This is a genomic window from Microcystis sp. M53602_WE12 (assembly GCF_030065455.1).
Taxonomy (GTDB): Bacteria; Cyanobacteriota; Cyanobacteriia; order Cyanobacteriales; family Microcystaceae; genus Microcystis; species Microcystis aeruginosa.
Genome location: NZ_JASJFB010000677.1, coordinates 1 through 2818, shown reverse-complemented (window position 1 = coordinate 2818; position 2818 = coordinate 1). Strand labels below are relative to the sequence as shown.

At 42.4% G+C, this 2818-nt stretch carries 4 protein-coding genes and 1 tRNA gene; 4 read left to right on the top strand and 1 reads right to left on the bottom strand.

Annotation, left to right across the window (positions count from 1 at the left end; all coding sequences use genetic code 11):
• Window positions 1-86: 86 nt before the first annotated feature.
• Genes PX482_RS21095 through nrtS form a run of 4 tightly spaced genes read left to right on the top strand, consistent with a single transcriptional unit; the run spans window position 87 to window position 2478 of the window.
• A complete protein-coding gene (locus tag PX482_RS21095) occupies window positions 87-443 on the top strand; it encodes a DUF1823 family protein (protein ID WP_002757463.1) in 357 nt (118 codons plus the stop codon).
• Between the two features lie 31 nt (window positions 444-474).
• A complete protein-coding gene (locus PX482_RS21090) occupies window positions 475-1605 on the top strand; it encodes a CO2 hydration protein (RefSeq protein WP_288122983.1) in 1131 nt (376 codons plus the stop codon).
• A gap of 54 nt (window positions 1606-1659) precedes the next feature.
• Window positions 1660-2223 (top strand): GUN4 domain-containing protein, encoded by a 564-nt coding sequence (locus tag PX482_RS21085; RefSeq protein ID WP_288122982.1) that lies wholly within the window; start codon window positions 1660-1662, stop codon window positions 2221-2223.
• A 3-nt stretch (window positions 2224-2226) separates the two neighbouring features.
• A complete protein-coding gene (gene nrtS, locus PX482_RS21080) occupies window positions 2227-2478 on the top strand; it encodes a nitrate/nitrite transporter NrtS (protein ID WP_288122980.1) in 252 nt (83 codons plus the stop codon).
• A 194-nt stretch (window positions 2479-2672) separates the two neighbouring features.
• Here the strand turns inward: nrtS and PX482_RS21075 are convergent.
• Window positions 2673-2746 (bottom strand) — tRNA-Met (locus tag PX482_RS21075).
• Window positions 2747-2818 lie beyond the last annotated feature (72 nt).

Sequence of the window (2818 nt, the reverse complement as noted above, 5' to 3'; positions counted from 1 at the left end):
CCACACCCCACACCCCACACCCCACACCCCACACCCCACACCCTACACCCCACTTCCCCACACCCCATCTGCTATTCACTTAATCTATGGAACTACCAGAATTAAATATAGAGACAATTTGGGCGATTATTAACGATGAAATTGACGACGAAACCGTTAATAAATTGGTCTGGCAAAGTTTAGGCTATCGCTACGATGAAAGTCAGGGAAAATGGGATAATAGTCAAGTAGAGGAAGATTGGCGCTGTGAATATCCTCAACCCCCGGATTTTATTGCCAATCGTCCCCCAACAGTAAAATTAACTCGATCGATCTTGCCAGAAAATAAACAATTATTAAAAGATAAATTGGGGTTTACCGGTTATAAAATTGGCGAATTCAATCCCCGCATGACTCGCCGTGCCACCGCCGCTAATTGGTTGTGCTTTTATGCGTTAAAATAGATCAGGAAAGTTATTTTATCAAGCTTCTAGCATGGTCACTATCCCTGTCAAGTCCTCCTCTCATCCCCTAGCATCCTATATTGATCGTCTCACGGCTGGGGAAGCATTGTTAAAAGATACTCCCCAGAATTTGATCGAGGTAGTGGGTATCCTGAAAAGTTACGGAGTGGTGTTAGATGCTTATTCCAAAAATTTAATTTATATTGCGGAAAATCAGTTTTTGGTTTTTTTCCCCTTCTTTAAATATTTTAATGGTCAAGTATCTTGGCAGAAATTACTACAACACTGGTGGCATAATCGCATTAATTTTGAGTATGCTGAATACTGCATGAAAGCCATGTTTTGGCATGGTGGGGGTGGTTTAGATAGTTATGTAGATAGTGCCGCTTTTCGGGAAGTGACAGCCAAGGTTATTCAGTCCAAATTTAGGAATAATCCCCTAGTTTTAATTTTAAATAAAGCCTTTCCTGAATTTTTGCCAGAACAAATGCGGATGATGGCCTACTATAGCGGTTTAGGTCAATTTTGGCGAATTATGGCCGATACTTTTTTAAGTTTATCCGATCTCTACGATGTCGGAAAAATTACTAATATTCCCGAAGTGGTGGCACACATTAAGAAAAATTTAGTCGATAATGCTAGTCAAGCAATTGTCTATCAGGTAAAAATCAAAGGACAAACCTATGATCTGATCCCCAAATCGGCAGGATTAACCTTTCTTGCAGATACGGCAATCCCCTACGTTGAGGCGGTTTTCTTTCGCGGAACACCTTTCCCCGGTACAATTTCCTATAATGCCCAAGCCTATCAAATTCCCTACGATCAAGGAATGTTTGCCTATGGTGCTTTGTATGCAGATCCTTTACCCATCGGAGGTGCAGGGATTCCTCCCACACTATTAATGCAGGATATGCGTCACTTTTTACCAGATTATCTGCACGACATTTATAAAAAGAGTTTTCGTCAAGAGGAAGATTTATTAGTCCAGATCTGCGAAACTTTTCAAAAGTCGATGTTTTGTGTGACAACGGCAGCCATTCAAGGATTAGCACCTTATCCTTTAACTACCACAGATTTAAAAGAACAAAAAGCCAATCGCATCTATCTAGAAGCATGGATGAATCGCTTTGTTAAGTCGCGATTAGAAGCGGTAAATAAATAATTATTCTGCCGATAAATCGGTAATTTTTGCAGTCAACAAACCCCCTTTACATTTATGTCAGATATTAACGCCCAACTTCAGGATATTTTAGCTCAATTGCAATCTTTAACCGAACGGGTTGCCCTCATCGAAGCGCGGCAGATGTTAGTACCAGACATCGAGCGCTATGGTAAATTACAGCAATTCCTAGCTGAGGGGAACTTTAGGGAAGCAGACGCAGAAACTCTGCGAGTTATCCTCGAAGCTGCCGGCAGAACCCGCGATACTTTAACCCCAGAGGATATGATGCGGTTTCCCGTTAATGTGATTCGGGTACTTGATCGCCTTTGGAAAAATTATAGCGGCGATCATTTCGGTTTTAGCAATCAGGTGAAGTTATATTTTGCCGCCGGCGGTAGTATTAACACCCTGCGTACCCAAGACGCGGAAACGATTAGAAAATTTGGGGAATTGGTAGGATGGCGCGACAAAGATGAGTGGCGTATCGATGATTATGATCACTGGGATTTTAGTCTCGCAGCTCCGGAAGGCTGTTTTCCCGCTCTCTGGTGGAAGTCTCCCTACGGGTTAAAAATGGTGACTTTTTGTTTTACTCGCCTGATAGAGTGCGATTTATAGGCGATGAAAGGGAGTATCGGCTATTTTCGACCTTTATTATCCCCCCAATTTGCCCCCACCGGGATAAGAGTGGCTGTAGTAGTGGGGACAATTTTATTGACAATTAACCACGGTTATGCTGTAATTATCGGCCGTATGACAGGCGATCGCTGGCTGGCGGCATTACTGACTTATCTAGTTCCCTATCTGGTCAATGTTCATGGGCAGTATAGCAGTTATCACCGTCAACAGTGGCCGAAAAAATCGCCGAAATAAGGCTCTTGGTTACTCTTTATGCTGAATTAGCAGACAAAATGCCGAGATAATATCCTTCTAACCCCAAAATTCCTCTAGCATTCTTTTAATCTCTTACGCTAAAGGTTTCTACCCAAATTTCCAGCCATAGCAGCAGTAAAAATCAGCCCAGAATTAAAAGCTAGGCTTTCAGTATTAGGACTATTTCAGGTTAATGGCGGGAAGCGGATTTGAACCACTGACCTTCGGGTTATGAGCCCGACGAGCTACCAGACTGCTCTATCCCGCGTTGCTTTACCTAGTATAGAACTAAATCTCGGTAAATGCCAAGGAGTTTGTAAAATTCCTTTACATTTACCGT

Bases quoted from the DNA above. Each gene is read 5' to 3' on its own strand.
- PX482_RS21095 (WP_002757463.1), top strand. From the start codon at position 87: ATGGAACTACCAGAATTAAATATAGAGACAATTTGGGCGATTATTAAC.
- PX482_RS21090 (WP_288122983.1), top strand. From the start codon at position 475: ATGGTCACTATCCCTGTCAAGTCCTCCTCTCATCCCCTAGCATCCTAT.
- PX482_RS21085 (WP_288122982.1), top strand. From the start codon at position 1,660: ATGTCAGATATTAACGCCCAACTTCAGGATATTTTAGCTCAATTGCAA.
- nrtS (WP_288122980.1), top strand. From the start codon at position 2,227: ATGAAAGGGAGTATCGGCTATTTTCGACCTTTATTATCCCCCCAATTT.